A 2,801-nucleotide genomic window follows, 5' to 3' on the forward strand; every position below is an offset into this window, starting at 1 on the left:
CATACAGCTGTCCGTCCGGCGTAATCGCCACGATGCTCGACACCTCACGTCGCTTGCTCACCCGCCGCAGGACCGGCGTCAGCCCGCGCCGCGCCCAGGTCGTGCCCGGCCGGATCCGGAAGCTATGGCCGGTCTCGTCCCAGAGGACCAGGGTCCGGTGCTCCCGACCTGCCTTTTTTCAACGCCACCCAGTCCCGCTTGGGCCAGACCGCGATCACCAGCTCATCCCGCTCCTTGGCCCGGGTGGCGGGACGTTGCACGCTGAAGCCATGCGCCTTCAGGAGCCGCTCCAGATAGCGGGGATGATAATGCACCCCGAACTCGCGCTCGATCAGAGCGGAAATGCGCGTGAGGGTCCACCGTTCGGTGGCAAAGCCGGCCGCGATGGCCCCTCGGTCGAGCAGCCGGCCCAACCGAGCCCACGCCTTCTCATCGAGCCGAGGGGGCGGCCCGAGGTTGGGGCGCGCTTCCAAGCCGCGCGGGCCCTCCTGGGCCAGGGTGGCGGCCCAACGGCAGACACTGGCGCGGCTCACCCCCACATGCTGGGCGATCTCGGCCTGCGAGAGCTGCCCCTGGCGTAACAGCGTCGCGGCCACCAGGCGACGCTCCTCCATCTGCTCCGTCGTCAAATGCGTCGGATGCCAAACGTTGCCTTCCATCGCGCACCTCCTCACGATGACGGACACCGCCCTATGTTACACCCGGCGCGTGAGGATCAATGATGGCATGGACCGGCCATGCTCCCGGGCGGAGCATGGGAGCACGGGATTGTCCCGCAGCGAAGGAGCCATGTCATGACACAGCAGACCGCGCGTGAGACCATTGCCACCATCGGCATCGACCTGGGCAAAACCACCTTCCACCTGATCGGCATGGACCCGCGGCAAGATCGTGCTGCGCCGCAAAGTCTCGCGCGGGCAGCTGTTGTCCTGCCTGGCCAATGTGCCGGTCTGCCTGATCGGCATGGAGGCTTGCGCGGGCGCCCATCACGTCGGGCGCCAGCTCGCTGCCCTCGGCCATGATGTCCGCCTGCTGCCGGCCCAGTACGTCAAACCGTTTCTCAAAGGGCACAAGAACGACTATCGCGACGCTGAAGCGATCGCCGAGGCGGCGCAACGGCCCACCATGCGCCCGGTGCCGCTGAAGTCAGCCGAGCAACTCGATCTGCAAGCCCTGCATCGGGTGCGCAGCCGGCTGGTCGGGCAGCGCACGGCGGTGATCAACCAGATCCGCGGCTTCCTGCTCGAATGCGGCATCCCGGTGAGGCAGGGACTTGCCGGTTTACGAGAGGCTCTGCCCACTCTGCTGTCCCACCGCACGGACGTGCTCTCGCCGCGCATGATCCACCTGATCGAGGATCTGGCGGGAGACTGGCACCGGTTGGATGAGCGCATTGACGCGATCACCGGGGACATCACGGCTCTGGCCCGTCAGGATGGGGGCTGCCAGCGGCTGATGGGGATCCCGGGCGTCGGCGTGATCACCGCCAGCGCCATGGTGGCGGCGATTGGCACCGGAGCGGCGTTCGCCAAAGGCCGCGATTTTGCCGCCTGGCTCGGTCTGGTGCCCAAGCAGATCTCGACCGGTGGCCGGACCATCCTGGGTGGCCTGTCCAAGCGCGGCAACCGCTACTTGCGCACGCTCTTCGTCGGAGGAGCGCAGGTTCTCCTGCAGCGACCGCGCCACTGGGACGGGCACGGCTTCGGCCGCTGGTTGGCCGCGGCACGGGCCCGGCTGCACCGGAATGTGCTGGCGGCCGCCTTGGCGAACAAGCTCGCGCGTATCGCTTGGAGCGTGCTGTCCCGCGCGAACGGTTACGATCCGGAGTTTGCCGCACGGACGGCCTGAGCCTGCTCAGACGGCCGACAGTTCGAGGATAGAGTTCCCGCCGAGGTTCGCGAGAAGGAAGTGACAGGATGGATGAACGGTTGCCCGGCGCATCGGAAACCTGATTAAAAAAATGGCCCCTTGAGGTCTCGTGCCTAAGTAGGCGCGGTGCGCGCGGATTCCCATGATGGCCCGGAGCTCAGGCTCCACCCAGAGGCCGGATAGATTGATGCGAACCGTCACTCACCCATCTGCCACAGCCCTCTTGCAATGCACGGCCGGTCCATAGATTTTTTGAGCGCTACCCATTCCCGCTTGGGCCAGACCGCAATCACCAACTCGTCGCGCTCCTTGGCCCGTGTGGCGGGACGTTGCACAGTGAAGCCGTGCGCCTTGAGCGGCCGCTCCAGATAGCGGGGATGATAGTGAACCCCGAACTCGCGCTCGATCAGGGCGGCAATGCGCGTGAGAGTCCAGCGCTCGGTGCCAAAGCCTGCCGCTACGGCGCCCCGATCCAGGAGCCGGCCCAGCCGGGCCCAGGCTGTCTCATCGAGCCGCGGTGGGCGTCCTGTGATGGGTTGGGCTTCCAGGCCGCGCCGGCCCTGCTGCGCCAGCGTGCCAGCCCAGCGCGAGACGCTGGCCGGGCTCACGCCAAGTTGTCGGGCGATCTCGGCCTGGGAGAGCCGCCCCTGCCGCAGCAGCGTCGCGGCCGCCAGACGGCGCTCCTCCATCTGTTCCGGCGTTAGATGCGCCGGGCGCCAAACGTTGTCACCCATCGTGCACCTCCTCACGAGGATCGACACCGCCCTATATTACACCGCTTTCGTGAAGATCCTCAGAGGCTGGTGAGCAATTTTATTGCTCGATGTAAGTACTTGATTCAGAATAGGTTTGGAGCTGGCTGCTGCCGCGGATGTGGGCCGTTTAACGATCCGGGAGTCCCGCCGTGGATGCCTGTTCCTACGCCACCGATC

The 2,801-nt window shown here is 66.5% G+C and carries 2 protein-coding genes and 1 pseudogene; 1 reads left to right on the top strand and 2 read right to left on the bottom strand.

Features of this window, described 5'->3' with window-relative positions; translation table 11 throughout:
- Positions 1 to 122: 122 nt before the first annotated feature.
- Positions 123 to 659 carry a winged helix-turn-helix domain-containing protein gene (locus KBI52_RS01835; protein ID WP_210804943.1) on the bottom strand — a complete coding sequence of 179 codons (537 nt, stop codon included), beginning with the start codon at positions 657 to 659 and terminating at the stop codon, positions 123 to 125.
- Positions 660 to 794: 135 nt separating this feature from the next.
- Between KBI52_RS01835 and KBI52_RS01840 the strand changes: the two are divergent.
- A pseudogene (locus KBI52_RS01840) lies at positions 795 to 1,848 on the top strand (IS110 family transposase).
- A gap of 218 nt (positions 1,849 to 2,066) precedes the next feature.
- On the opposite strand, the gene KBI52_RS01845 reads toward KBI52_RS01840, so the two are convergent.
- Positions 2,067 to 2,603 (bottom strand): winged helix-turn-helix domain-containing protein, encoded by a 537-nt coding sequence (locus tag KBI52_RS01845; protein WP_210804945.1) that lies wholly within the window; start codon positions 2,601 to 2,603, stop codon positions 2,067 to 2,069.
- Positions 2,604 to 2,801: the final 198 nt, after the last annotated feature.

The sequence above is a fragment of the Microvirga sp. HBU67558 genome (genome assembly GCF_018069605.1).
In the GTDB taxonomy this organism is placed as follows: Bacteria; Pseudomonadota; Alphaproteobacteria; order Rhizobiales; family Beijerinckiaceae; genus Microvirga; species Microvirga terrae.